We start from the raw sequence: 13,605 nt of genomic DNA on the forward strand, positions 1-13,605 counted from the left end.
CATGATATAACAATTGTTGGAACTGCCATTTTATTAACTCAAAATCTACACAAAGGTATGCAAAAGAATCTTTGCGGTTTTCTGTTGCCCAAACAGAAGCTGTCAACCAAAATTCTTAGGGTAATGAAGCTTACTGTCACTCTTTTATTAGTTGCCTGTATGCAGGTAAGCGCTACGGTATACGCGCAAAAGATCACTTTGTCGGTCAAAAATGCCACGCTCAAACAGGTATTTAATCAGATCAAAAAACAAACGGGGTTTTCATTCCTTTGGGATGAAAAGATACTGAAAAGCTCTCCTATACTAAGTATAGACGTAAAAAACGTATCCATTGAAGAAGCGATGGATATGTGCCTGAAAGGTCAGCCGCTTACATACAGTATTGATCAGAACCTGGTGGTGGTAAAGACCAGGCCACCCGGAGTCGTCAAGCCACCGGAGGACACTTATATTTCCAGGCCTTTGGTAAAGCTCACTGGTCAGGTTCTTTCAGATGGTAACAAACCTTTGCCCGGAGCTACCGTAGGTATAAAGGGAACCGGGGTTGGTACTGCCACAGATGAGCATGGCCGGTTTTCGCTGGACGCTCCCGGGAGCAGCGGCGTGCTGGTAATCTCTTATCTTGGTTTTATTACGCAGGAGGTACCTTTTTCAAAAGCGGAAGACCTGCACATTGTATTGAAACAGGCAGAAAAAAAGATCAACGAAGTCGTGATCACCACTGGTATCTTCACCCGTAAGAAAGAAAGCTTTACCGGGGCGGCCACGACTGTTACAGCGGAACAACTGGCCACATTTGGCAACCGCAATCTCATCACTTCCCTGCGTAACATCGACCCTTCCTTTAACATCGTGGAAAGTAACGCTTTCGGCTCCAATCCCAACCGGATGCCGGAAATACAGATCCGCGGCAATTCCAGCCTCCCTAACGTAAATGAACTGCAGGACCAGACACGTGTAGGCATGAATACTCCGCTGGTGATCCTCGATGGCTTTGAGTCGACGCTGCAAAAAATGCTGGACATCAACCAGAATGAAGTAGAGTCCATCACCCTGCTGAAAGATGCCTCTGCTACAGCGATCTATGGTTCCCGCGGCGCCAACGGTGTCATCGTCATCAAGACCAGGGCGCCACAACCAGGCAAAATGCGCCTGTCTTACCGCGGAGACCTCAACGTGGAAATCCCCGATCTCACTGCTTATCACGTATTGAAGGCCCGGCAGAAACTGGACCTTGAATACAAAACCGGGTTGTATGATAATGTCCGCGCAGAATATGATGTACCACTAAAACAATATTACAATTATCTGATGAGTGAAATAAACCGCGGCGTGGAAACGGATTGGCTCTCCCAACCCCTGCGCACCGGTATCGGGCAACGCCACAATGTGCGCATGGAAGGAGGCGACAATACTTTCAGGTATTCTATGTCGGCCCAGCTGAACGATATACAGGGTGTGATGAAAGGCTCATCCCGCCGGACTTTCAACGGTACGATCAATCTGAGTTATTACTATAGGAATATACGTTTTACCAATAACCTGATCATTGGTCTCGGGGAAAGCCATGAATCACCTTATGGTGAATTCTCTGATTATGTGCAGATGAACCCTTACTGGGCGCCGTATGATGAAAAAGGCCGTGTCAGAAAGCTGTTGGGCGATCCAGGCTCCGACATTTATAAGAAGCGCTGGGATCCATTACCCGTTAACCCGCTGTACAACGCCACCCTGAACACTTTTCAGAAAAATAAAACCACAGACATCACCAATAATCTTTCTGTGGAATGGAACCTGCATCCGGATCTCGTATTCCGCGGGAGACTAGGACTGACGAAACTCAACTCAGACTCAGACTACTTCCGTCCGGCCGATCACACTGCTTTTGCAACCATGGAGAATATCCTCCGCAGAGGATCTTACCAGTATGGTGTGAATAAGGGGTTCAGGTATGATGCAAGCCTTAACCTCAGTTATACACACCAGTTTGACAAACATGCCGTGTTCATGGGACTGGACTATAACATTCGTGAAGCAAAAAGCTCCGGCTATAGTTTTCTGGCAGAGGGATTTACCAATCCTAATTTTGACTTTATCTCCATGGCGCTGCAATATGCACAAGGTGGTAAACCTGCCGGCGCAGAAAGTTTAACAAGAGCTGTTGGCATGACCGGAAGTATGAACTATACCTATGATGAGCGGTATTATGTAGACGCTTCGTTGCGCGCCGATGGCGCTTCCCAGTTCGGACGGCTCAACCGCTTTGCGCCCTTCTGGTCATTGGGGCTCGGCTGGAACCTGCATAAAGAGCGGTTCTTCAGTGATATACGTTTCATCAACCGCCTCAAACTGCGGGGATCTATGGGGATCACCGGTTCACAGAACTTCAATGCCTACCAGGCGCTGTCTACCTATCAGTATTACACAGACGACCGGTATTTCAGCTGGACAGGCGCTTACCTGATGGGACTTGGCAATGATGCGTTGAAATGGCAACAGAAAATGAATTATGATATCGGTCTGGAAGCAGAACTCTTTGACCGCCGGTTATCGCTCGTGGCCGACTATTATACCGAAACTACCAATGGCATGATATCTTCCGTAAATCTGCCCGCCTCCAATGGTTTCCCCAGTTATATCGAGAACATAGGGAAGCTGCAGAACCGTGGCGTAGAAATCAAAGCCACCGCTTCCCTTATCCGTAAGGCGAAAGAGAGATTTAGCTGGAGCGTAAGTGGTGCATTGGTACATAACGTGAACAAGATCGTACAGATATCTGATGCATTAAAAGCCGCGCAAAAAACAGCAGAGAATGCAGCCGGTGCAGTTCCGGGAGTCCTTTATAAAGAAGGTTATTCTTCCAATACTATCTGGGTAGTGCCTTCGCTGGGAATAGATCCCAGCACCGGCAAGGAGTTGTATATGGACAGAAACGGGCAACCGACATCTGCCTGGAACTCGTTGGACCTGCGCGCTTGTGGTATCAGCGAACCGGCTTACTTCGGCAATTTCAGCACCATGGTACGGTACAAGGATTTTTCCATGAACCTGGTATTCGGCTACCGCTTTGGGGGCCAGTTGTATAACCAAACGCTTATCAATAAAGTGGAAAATGCGGATTACCGCTATAACGTGGACACACGTGTATACGACAGCCGTTGGCAACAGCCGGGCGATATCGCCGCTTTCAAGGGCCTGATGGTCACCACGCCTACCAACAGAACTTCCCGCTTTGTGCAGAACGAAAGTACACTCACCATGCAGAATGTCAACTTCCAGTACGATTGGCGGAACGGGTTTGTAAAGAAACTGAAAATGTCCTCCCTCTCCCTCTCAGCAAATATGGCAGATGTTTTTTACCTGTCTACTGTTAGCCGCGAAAGAGGTACCAGTTATCCGTTCTCCAGACAAGCATCGTTAACCGTCACTGCATTGTTCTAATACAAAAACAACATCATATGTCAACGATAAAATATTGGGCCACGGGATTACTGGGGCTGACCCTTTGCTTCACTACTTCCTGTAAGAAATGGCTCACCGTACAACCTCGTACACAAATGCCGGCGGATATGCTTTTCACTACTGAGAGCGGCTTTCAGGATGCGCTGACCGGTGTGTATATCCAGATGAAGGCTGCTAGCGCATATGGTCAGCAAATGACCTTTGGCACCATCGAAAACCTGACCTCTTCGTGGGATGTAACCACCAATACCACTGAGCAGCGCCTCGGATTGTTCAATTACGCGGATGATGGCGCACAGCGTGCACTGGCAGCCATGTACGGACAGGAATACAAGATCATTGCCAGTATCAACGCTATTCTTGCACAGGTAGATGAGCACAGGGATGTATTTTCCGATGAAGGCGCCTACGCCATGATGAAAGGTGAATGCCTCGCCCTCCGCGCTTATTGCCATCTGGACTTACTACGGTTGTTTGGGCCGGTGCCGGGGAATATTCAAAGCGGTACCGTATTGCCTTATGTGAAAATACTTTCCAAGGCACCCAATCAGCAGATACCCTATGAACAGTACCGTACAGCATTACTGCAAGACCTCCAGGAAGCGGCCGCGCTGCAAAAGCAGGTAGATCCCTTTACACATTATTCCATAGCGGACTTGTCCAAACCCAACAATAGTTCCTCAAACTTCAGAACAGAAAATACTTACGCCGCTTATCGTTTCCTCCGTATGAACTACTATGCGGTGAAGGCGCTGCAAGCCCGCGCCTATCTGTGGTTCCAGGATAAAACATCTGCCTATGCCTGTGCAAAGGAAGTGATAACCGCGAAGGATGCTGACGGCGGTGCAAAATTCCGCCTGGGGACGTTTGCTGATATGTCTGCCGGTAACCTGAATCTCCCGGTAGAACAGATTTTCGGATTGTATGATTTTCAGCTGGGGAACAAATACCAGGATCAGTTTCTATCAGGCAATCTGAAAAAAGGTAGTAGCGCCACCACGGTAACCAGTCAGCTGTATGGTAATACGGGAACGGATATACGGGAATCCAGCCTGTGGGAAATGATTACCCTCGCGAGTAGCAGCAGGTGTTATATCCTGAAAAAATACAAAGGAAGCCTCAGCGCCGTAAGTGGCGCCATCGGACCTTTTCAGATCCCCATGCTACGGGTCAGCGAAATGTATCTGATAGCAGCGGAAACGGCTCCGGCGCAGGAGGCACAGCAGTATTGGAGCGATTTCCGTACCGCACGCAATATCACTGTAACTACATTGTCCGCCGATCCCGCACAGGTACAGCTGGAATTGGTGAAAGAATACAGGAAAGAATTTTTTGCGGAAGGACAGGCATTCTTCGCCTACAAACGTATCAATGCGCCCAAAGCCAGCTTCCTGTGGGCACCATCAGCTGCCACCGTCAACTACCTGATTCCGCTACCTCAAACAGAATTCATTCAATAATACAAGCGTAAAGCATGAAGCACCTTTTCACACTCACTTTATTGATTACTCTACTGGCTGCCTGCAAAAAAGACAGGTACTCTCTATATAATAATGGCGCACTCCTGCAGTTCGGCCCTACGCAGGACCGTTTCTACTCTGCCACCGAAGAGATGAAAGATACCATGAAGCCTTTTACTTTTTATTACCATCCAGCTACTATCACACAGGATACGGTATTCTTCGATATCTATGCCATTGGTGGTGTAAGTAGTAAAGACAGGCCTTTTACCCTGGAACAGGTAAATCTGCCAGGAGCAGGGAATGCTGTGCCTGGCGTACATTACAAGCCGTTCTCCGATCCCTCGCTGAGAGAGGTATATGTGATCAAAGCAGGAGCAGTACACGCGCTTGTACCGATAGTACTGCTTCGTGATGCCTCTTTGAAAACCCAAAATATAAAACTACAGCTGCAGATAAAAGCCAATGATCAGTTCCTGCTTGGAGAAACCCGGAAATTATGGAGGCGTGTGGAGCTGACTGATATGCTCAGCCGGCCGGCCGCCTGGAACGCTTCCGCAGCGCAGTCCTACTGGGGGGATTACAGCACGGTGAAACATGCTTTTATGATTGCACAAACAGGGGAGAAGTGGGACCAGGATTTTATGACCACCATCGGCCAGGAAACAGCCTCCCTGACTTTCTGGAGACTGAAACTCAAAACCCTGCTGGTAGATTATAACAACACGCATCCCGGTACACCGCTCATTGACGAAAATGGAAATTTCGTCGTATTCCCTTAATGCTTTAAACTGTTTACAATGAAATGGATATATACAGCGCCCGCTGTTTGTCTGCTATTGTTACTGAATGCCTGTTCAAAAGACCATGGTAACTACACCTATGATACACGGGAAAAAATCACCATCACCGGTATAGAAAATTCTTATGATAAAGTGTCACTGGTGGATAAGATCACTATCACGCCGCAGGTGAGTTCAACAGATTCCGACGCCCGGTTTTCTTACTGGTGGGGTATTTACGAGACCAATGTACTGGGAACTTCACCGAAAGTGGATACTATCGGTCACGAACAAACGCTGAACTACCTGGTAAAACAAAACGCCAAGGGCTGGGTATTGGTGTTCGGTGCAAAAAATGAACATACGGGTTACACGAAGATTGTTACCACCTCCCTTAATGTCATCACCCAATTTACCCGTGGCTGGTATGTCATGAAAGACGATGGTGGCAAAACTGATGTAGACCTCTTTCTGACACCTGCCGGGATTGCCCCTGCGTCTACGGTGGAAAATGTATTCTCGCTGATAAATAATAAAAAACTGGATGGGAAAGCCTGTCTGTTTGGTTATTTCACGAACTACAAATCCGCTGTGACCGGCACAATGGCCAATACCAATGCGTTGTTCATCCTGTCCGACAAAGACGCCAGCGTAGTGAATATCAGTACCTTTAAGGAGATACACAGCTTTGACAATCTGTTTTATGAAACACCAGCCGTGAAAAGTCCGGCTAGTATCAGCGGCGCAAATGGAAGCCTCTTATTGGTGAATGACGGTCATCTGCACGGTATTTATACCATGTCGTCCAATATGGGGTTATTTGGTGGTATCCGACTGAGAGACGACAATAACTCGCCTTACCGGTTGTCAAAATATTTTCTGTCATCGGTTTATTGGCCGAATCCTTTCTTTTTTGATGAGATGAGTTCCTCCTTTGTATCTGCCACTGGTACAGGTCCGGTGCTTTCGACAGTTACCAATGCCACAGGTTCGGATATGTCTGTCAACAAGAATAACAAGGAACTGTTGTTTATGGGGATCAAGTCATCTATCCCGTTTTCAGGTGTTGCCCTGTTCCGGGATAAAACAGATCCATCGTTAAAAATCCTTTCTTCGATTACGCCTAACAATTATGCGTTGCTCATCAAAAATGATACACTTAAAAACACCCAGCAGTTATATAATGCGCAGCGTTATGGGCTGATCGTGGCAGACGAGAATATCCTTTATTTTTCAGTAGGCAACGAAGTCTGGACCAGGAACCTGAGTAACGGGGCGGAGCAGCTGCAATTCACTGTTCCGGCAGGTGAGCATATTACGTTTATCCGTCACCGTGTGTACAGTGATGATATAGACGCAGAGAAACCTTTTTACTACAACTATATGTTTATTGGTACTACCAATGGCAGTCGCTACAAAATACGCACTTTCCGGAAATCGTCTGGTAACCTGGCAGCTAGTCCTGATTTTACGATGGAAGGACAAGGCAGTCCGGCCGATGTGATCTATATGGCGCCGCCAGTAGCCCATGAGACTTATGTTACCAGTTACTAACCCATATCTGTTGAATAAAATATGAAGAAACGATATCTGCCGGTAATAGCTCTACTCTGCCTGCCTGCTTTAGTGAAGGCGCAGGTAACAATTTCCGGCGAATGGCTGCGCCAGCATGATGGCAATATACACCTGTACCGCGTAGATCACGGAAGGTTGGAAGAAATAGCCACCTCCCGGCCGGACGCCGATTCCGCTTTTGGTTTTTATTTCCGCCCGGAGCGGGAGGCTTTCTATGTAATCGGAACAGGGATCAGACAGTCGCCGGTTGATAAATACTGCTTCTATCTCAGGAAACAGGACCAACTGAATGTCCGGGTAACGGATACCGCCTATACGCTGACAGGCAGGAACTCCAAAGAGAACCGGGCCATGGAGAAATGGCATCAGACCATATTGCCGCTGGAAAGAAAAGGTATTTACTTTAATGAGTCCCGAAGCACTTATGTAGATTTTTTCCCACAGCTGGAGTCAGTCCATCAGCAAATACAGCAAACGAAATTTGCCGCTACCGGCAATCAGCAGTTCGACAGCGAATTTGCGCTATTCAGGGAAATGAACCTGCTCAATTGTGCTACCGACATGTTGACCACACCTCGTGCTGCACATCCTGCCAAAACTGATTATACGCCGTATTTCAGGGACCTTGATGTGACGCATTTTACTACAGATACAAGGCTGCTCCGTTATCCATTCGGCATCCGCATAATGGGCACATTGCTGTCTATTCCTGCGCGTATGAACAATGGCAACTTAAAGGATTACAGCATAGCCACCCGTCTGAAAGGTATTGTTAATGATACGCTCAAAGGGGAAGTCGTACTTCAAATAATGCCGGGGCTAAAAACCTATGCCGCTTATACCGAGCTGCATAAGGAGTATGGTAAATACCTGCTCACCGCCGATCAACAGCGGCGAGCCAGACCTATTGAAATAGCGCTGGCACAAAAAGCTACCGTGAGCGGCAGTCCCGCCGTGGATTTCACTTATCCCGATATTGATGGCAAGCAGGTATCGCTCAGTGATTTTAAAGGGAAAGTCGTACTGGTGGATGTTTGGGCTACCTGGTGCAGCCCTTGTAAAGAAGAGATCCCCCATCTCAAACAACTGGAAGAGGAAATGCATGATCAGGATGTAACCTTCCTGAGCGTGTCAGTGGATGAAGCAAAAGACCACCAGAAATGGAAAAATTTCGTGAAGAAAGAGGAATTGGGGGGCATACAGCTGTTTGCCAGCGGCTGGAGCGATATCACCAGGATCTATAACATCAACGGTATCCCACGTTTCATGGTATTTGACCGGAAAGGAAACATTGTGAGCACCGACTCACCGCCGCCATCCTCTAAAGAACTGAAGCTATTGCTGGAGAATGAACTAAAAAAATAGCTACTTATTTACTAACTATTCCATAAAAAAAGGCTGCCGAAAGGCAGCCTTTTTTTAATAGGTTTTGTAGGCAGCCGCTACTTGTTCTGAGCCATAGCCTGCATCTTGTGCCCTTTTGAATATTTTTTTGATGGAAGAGGGAACTTCTGAGGAGATGCCTGCCTCTTCTGCATGTTTGATAAAGAGGTCTATGCTACCGGCACAGAGGTCCAGTGAGCTGTAAGGGACGTTGTAGCTGTCCGACTGGATGGTATCTCCCATATGTTTTAACATCTCACCCAAAGCCGGTGCTATCAGCGGTATCATGTTGCCCAGTGCACCTATCGTCAGTCCTTCTGCTTCAAATACTCTACCACCGTGGAAGAAGCCACTCATGGCTCCATAGAGGACGGCGAGGAAGCCCATGTCCCAGGTAGAAGCAGCGCCGGTATCTTCACCCATATACTGCAAAGCGCCAGCGATGGCTTTGAGCGGAGCCTCGCTGTTATCATAAGCTGTTTTGCTGCCGGATACAAATAACGATGTGTTGGGGAAGCCTATCTGGTCGGGAGTGGCTAGTATGGCGCCATCCAGATAGTGGATGTCATTTGCCTTGGCCCATGCTTCCTGATCACGGGCTTCTTTAGGTGTGCCGGAGCTCAGTTCTACCCATGTTTTACCTTTTAAGGCCGCTGCCGTGGCCTGTGTATGTATGATGCTGCGGCTGATATTATAATCTGTGATGCAGGTGATCACCACAGGACTGGCACTAATAGCTTCTGCTACCGTGGCGGCCACGATGGCACCTGCTGCTTGCAATGGTGCAGCTTTAGCGGCATTGCGGTTCCATACAGTTAGTTTAAATCCCTGTTGTAATAAAGCTTGACCCAGCGCCTGGCCCATAGCTCCCAAACCTATCAACGTAACGGCTTTTATCGTGCTTGTTGTCATAATGATATCATTTGATTTTTTGGAATGACACAAAGGTCTGCCGATGTACTACCATAAACAATAACGGAGAAAATGTTCGGATACGGAATTTTTTTTCCGGGTGGGATATATTGTTTCGTATGTTCCATCCCGTTATTGTCCGTCTGCGCAATGCGGAAAAAAAATACCTGTTTATTTTTCCTGATATCGAAAATGATTTCGTTTTGTCGTGGATATTTTTGCAGGCAGATATTACCTATATAGTATTGTACATTTCTCTCCGGCACTGTGTTGATGCCGGTTTCTGATGAATTGTGAATGTATCGTTGGTGGGCATGGTGGGGATTCCTGCCTGATACTGTATTGCCCATACCCAGGCAGCAAACTGAAACGAAATAATATATATAAACAATGCACATAAAAAAGATATTACTGACAGGCATTTTGAGTATCCTATCCCTATTTCTATATGCGCAGAGCAGCATCAGCGGTCAGCTGAAAGATGCCTCCGGCACTCCGGTGCCGGGCGCTTCCCTTAAACTACAGCATAGCGCGGCTTATGCTATCACCAACGATGAAGGTTTTTATCATTTTAAAAATATCCATCCCGGTAAACACATCCTGCTGATATCTGCCGTAGGCTATAAAAGCCAGCAGCAGGCCTTTACACTGAAAGGAGGCGAACAGCTGAAACTCAATATCAGCCTGCAAACCGCCATCAGCGAAATTAATGCGGTATCTGTGATTGGCCGTAGTACCAGCCAGGAAGTAAACAGACAGGCTTTTAATGTAACAGCCATTGATGCCAGGAAACTATACAATTCCACGCTCGACCTATCGCATGCGCTGGACCGCGTTTCCGGCGTAAGGGTGCGTGAAACAGGCGGCCTCGGCTCCCGGATGAACTTCTCCCTCAACGGATTCACCGGCAAACAGGTGAAATTTTTCCTGGATGGCGTGCCCATGGATAATTTCGGCTCTTCTTTCCAGCTCAATAATATTCCCATCAACCTCGCTGAAAGAGTAGAAGTGTATAAGGGCGTAGTACCCATCTGGCTGGGTGCTGACGCACTCGGTGGTGCTATCAACATCGTCACCAACAACAGCCGCCGTACCTATGTGGATGCATCGTATTCCTTCGGCTCTTTTAATACACACCGTTCGGCCCTGAACGCCGGTTATACCGCCAAATCCGGCTTCACTATCCAGCTGAACGCTTTTCAGAATTACTCCGACAACAACTATAAAGTATGGGTTAATGTAGCTGATATCAATACCGGTGACTATTATCCCAAACAACATATCCGGCGTTTTCATGATACCTATCATAATGAAACGGTGATTGCCAATGTGGGGGTAGTAGGAAAAAAGTATGCAGATAAACTGCTGGTAGGCATCACCCTGGGCCAGAACTATTCAGAAATACAGACCGGCGCCCGTATGGTCAGCGTTTTCGGTGACTGGCACCGCAGGGGCAGCATCGTGATGCCCAGCCTGAAATACCAGGTGAAAAACCTGTTTGTGAAAGGACTGGATTTCAGTCTCACCGGCAACTACAACTTCGGCTACGAACAAAACATTGATACGGTATACCGCCGCTACAACTGGTTTCAGCAGTATAAACAATACCCCGGCGCCGGCAGTGAAAGAGAACGTTCTATGTACAAATTCCGTAACAACAACGGCCTGGGTACTGCCAACCTCAGCTACCGCCTGAACGAGAGACACTCCTTTATCCTGAACAATGTATATAATACGTTTAGCCGTTCAGGTAAGGATGAATTGTTTCCCAATGATGAAAAATATGATCAGCCTAAAAAAGTGAGAAAAAATATCCTGGGCCTCGGTTATAAATTTGATTACAGCGAAAAATGGAACACTTCTGTATTCGTCAAAAATTATTCTCAGAAAAATAAATACGCTCAAAGCTATAACCCCAGCGGTAACTGGGGCGATGTTGCCTACAAAAACCAGGGAACCAGCTTTAGCAAACAGGGATACGGTATCGCCTCTACGTATTTTATCAAACCTTCGTTGCAGATAAAAGGTTCTTATGAAAAAAGCTACCGCCTGCCGGAAACCGAAGAGCTGTTTGGTGATCTGATCAACCTGGAAGGCAATGTGGACCTGAAGCCGGAGAGCAGCGATAATTTCAACCTCGGCATCAGCTATCAGACACATATTCAGGAGGCACATCGTTTCAGCTTTGATGGTAATGTATTGTACCGAAACGCCAAAGACTTCATCCGGCCCATGCTGAACCCCAACCAGACCAAACAAACGAATGGCAACCTGGCAGATGTGACCAACCTGGGCTTTGACGGTGAAATCCGTTACTCCTACAAACAACTGTTCACTGCCGGCGTTAATATGACTTATCAAAACCTGCGTAACAACACCCGCTTTGAAGACGGACAGAAAGAGCAAAGTCCGTTGTACCGTGACCGTATTCCCAATATGCCTTACCTCTTTGGTAACGCCGATGCTTCCCTGTTCTTTAAGGATGTGTTGAAAAAAGGCAATACTCTTTCGCTGGGGTACAATTTCCTGTATGTACATGCTTATTATCTGTCATGGCCCAGCCAGGGCGATGAGAAACTGGAGATTCCCCGGCAGTTCTGTCAGGACGTGAACCTGGTATACAGTCTGGCTAATGGAAAATACAATGTATCCGTAGAATGCAAGAACCTGGTGGATAACAGGCTATATGACAATTTCACCCTGCAGAAACCAGGAAGGGCCTTTTATGCCAAGGTGAGATATTTTTTCAGTAAATAATAAGGATAGCGGTTAAATAAATAATTATGAAGAAGATCAGCATACTTTTATTCCTTGCAGCCAGTATTACTGTTGGAATGTCTTCCTGCGATAAGGAGAACACACTGAGCGCGGAAGATTTTCAGGAATACGAACCCAAAGGATTGACAAAATATATTATAACAGCCACGCCTGTAGGAACAACCGGAATAGCCGACTACCTGCTTACTGCAGATGATATCAGCAGTGGCGCTGTTTCTACCAGTGGTAATGGTAAAGAACAGGACGGTTCTTATCGTTATTACCTCACCCATAAAGGAAGGTTCTTCAGCCTTTTATACGGACAGGGAAATCCCGGTGATGTGACGACCTATCGCCTTACCCAGGCTGGTAAACTGGTGCTCACCCGGTTTTTCCAGGCAGAAACGGTGCAGGTACTCACCAAGGTAAATGATGAACTGCTGCTGATGAAAGTGCCCCGCAGTGGTAATGAAAATGCTTCCTGCTATCGTATCGATGCGCTGAAGTCGAGAGTGAATGGTGAAAAACAGATCAACATTGTGAAACTGGCTGCCAATGGAGAACGGGCACATTTTACCTGGGCTACCCAGGTAGGCAATAAAGTATTTGCACCGTATATGAGTATCAAAGGTTGCTGTGGCGATGCTTTCGGTACCGCCTATCCCGATAGCAGCTGGATCGCTGTCTTCTCCTATCCGGACCTGAACCTGGAGAAGGTTATACGTGACAACAGGACCAGCTTTATCGGCAACTATTTTAACAACGGACTGGCTGTCACAGAAAACGGAGATGTATACGCCTATTCCCCGGCAGCTGCTAAAAACAGTTCCAAGCCTACTTCCAAAAATCCGTCTGCTATTATCAGGGTACCGCATGGTACTACTGAATTCGATCAAACCTATTTCTTTAATGTACAGGAGAAATCCGGTGGTCATCATATTGCTTCACAGCTGTACCTGGGCAATAATAAAATGTTGCTGATGATGTATGATACGCCCGGTGCGCTGAATGGTAACCTGAAAATGGCCATGGTGGATGTTGTTAACCAGTCTTTTGAATGGGTGAAAGGTGCTCCGCAGGAAATTATCAGCACTTCTGCTCCTTATAACAACAACACTTTATCAGATGATGGTAAAACCGGATATATAGGTCTGAACACTCCTTCCGGCAACTGGATCTACAAGATTGATATGGCAACGGCAACGGTTACACGTGGATTAAAAGTAGAAGGCGGCACCATCACCTCCATCACCAAAATGATTTACTAATCAGCG

General features: G+C 47.1%; 8 protein-coding genes. 7 read left to right on the forward strand and 1 reads right to left on the reverse strand.

The genetic code is table 11. From position 1 onward, the window contains the following. Positions 1-57: 57 nt before the first annotated feature. From DF182_RS20805 to DF182_RS20825, 5 genes are read left to right on the forward strand one after another with little or no spacing between them, the layout of a single operon-like run. Positions 58-3,441: a SusC/RagA family TonB-linked outer membrane protein gene (locus DF182_RS20805; RefSeq protein ID WP_113617730.1), complete on the forward strand. Its 3,384-nt coding sequence runs from the start codon at positions 58-60 to the stop codon at positions 3,439-3,441. Positions 3,442-3,458: 17 nt separating this feature from the next. After that, complete coding sequence (locus DF182_RS20810) at positions 3,459-4,922, forward strand: RagB/SusD family nutrient uptake outer membrane protein (protein ID WP_113617731.1); 1,464 nt, start codon at positions 3,459-3,461, stop codon at positions 4,920-4,922. Positions 4,923-4,936: 14 nt separating this feature from the next. Continuing rightward, positions 4,937-5,704: a DUF4843 domain-containing protein gene (locus tag DF182_RS20815; protein ID WP_113617732.1), complete on the forward strand. Its 768-nt coding sequence runs from the start codon at positions 4,937-4,939 to the stop codon at positions 5,702-5,704. A gap of 18 nt (positions 5,705-5,722) precedes the next feature. Continuing rightward, a complete protein-coding gene (locus DF182_RS20820; RefSeq protein ID WP_113617733.1) occupies positions 5,723-7,258 on the forward strand; it encodes a PKD-like family lipoprotein in 1,536 nt (511 codons plus the stop codon). 21 nt (positions 7,259-7,279) lie between these two features. Then, positions 7,280-8,644 (forward strand): TlpA family protein disulfide reductase, encoded by a 1,365-nt coding sequence (locus DF182_RS20825; protein ID WP_113617734.1) that lies wholly within the window; start codon positions 7,280-7,282, stop codon positions 8,642-8,644. A gap of 54 nt (positions 8,645-8,698) precedes the next feature. On the opposite strand, the gene DF182_RS20830 is transcribed toward DF182_RS20825, so the two are convergent. After that, positions 8,699-9,574, reverse strand: coding sequence for an NAD(P)-dependent oxidoreductase (locus tag DF182_RS20830; protein WP_113617735.1), 876 nt, complete (start codon positions 9,572-9,574; stop codon positions 8,699-8,701). Positions 9,575-9,964: 390 nt separating this feature from the next. On the opposite strand from DF182_RS20830, the gene DF182_RS20840 reads away from it, so the two are divergent. Both DF182_RS20840 and DF182_RS20845 read left to right on the forward strand, forming a co-directional pair. Next, complete coding sequence (locus tag DF182_RS20840; RefSeq protein WP_113617737.1) at positions 9,965-12,331, forward strand: TonB-dependent receptor; 2,367 nt, start codon at positions 9,965-9,967, stop codon at positions 12,329-12,331. A gap of 26 nt (positions 12,332-12,357) precedes the next feature. Next, positions 12,358-13,599: a DUF4374 domain-containing protein gene (locus DF182_RS20845; RefSeq protein WP_113617738.1), complete on the forward strand. Its 1,242-nt coding sequence runs from the start codon at positions 12,358-12,360 to the stop codon at positions 13,597-13,599. The last annotated feature ends 6 nt before the right edge of the window (positions 13,600-13,605 follow it).

Source organism: Chitinophaga flava (assembly GCF_003308995.1).
Classification (GTDB): domain Bacteria; phylum Bacteroidota; class Bacteroidia; order Chitinophagales; family Chitinophagaceae; genus Chitinophaga; species Chitinophaga flava.